Source organism: Vibrio sp. 704 (assembly GCF_033339295.1).
Genome location: NZ_JAWOUH010000566.1, coordinates 1 through 639, shown reverse-complemented (window position 1 = coordinate 639; position 639 = coordinate 1). Strand labels below are relative to the sequence as shown.

The following is a 639-nucleotide window of genomic DNA, read 5'->3' as shown; positions in this document are numbered from 1 at the left end:
ACACGCCACCAGCACCAACTGGATATTGGTTGTAACCCCAGAACTTCTCAATGTACCCCTTTTGATAAGGGGCAGTATTGGATTTGTCATGCCATAGACTTGGCAAAACCAATCCAAATGCGTCCAACTTACCTTTTTCGAAGTGCTTCATCGCAATATCACTATCGCGGATAACCGTGATACGAATTTTGTCGACGTTATAGCGATTCTCGTAGTACTTATTGGTATAACCCCACCAGTCCTCACCTACGTGCTTAAAGGTAACGCTTTTACCTTTTTTGACGTCGGCTAAATAATAAGCGCTGGTGGTTGGTTCACTTTTAAAGTTGTAGTAGCGCACAAAATCATCATGAATGCCGTCACCGTTCTCGTCTTTCTTCGGATTCGCATAGAAATGAGCAGGACGAGGACGTAGCGCCCCCATTCTCAACAACAACTCTTCTGGATTGAGCTCTTTCGCGGCCTTCACGGCGAAGGTGTGATCGTCAAATTTGATAACATCAGCAACCGTTTTGTTGTAATAGTCGTTGTACCAAGGCTCTAAAATGTCTTTCGAGCGGTAAAACTTAAGCATAAAAACAAAATCGTCTGCCGTGACTGGCTTGCCATCCGACCATTTAGCTTGTGGGTTCAGTTTGA

Annotated in this window: 1 protein-coding gene; it reads right to left on the bottom strand. The window is 44.4% G+C overall.

Features of this window, described 5'->3' with window-relative positions:
- On the bottom strand, positions 1 to 639 hold a 639-nt coding region (locus R7R24_RS27790), incomplete at both ends, for an ABC transporter substrate-binding protein (RefSeq protein ID WP_318120295.1).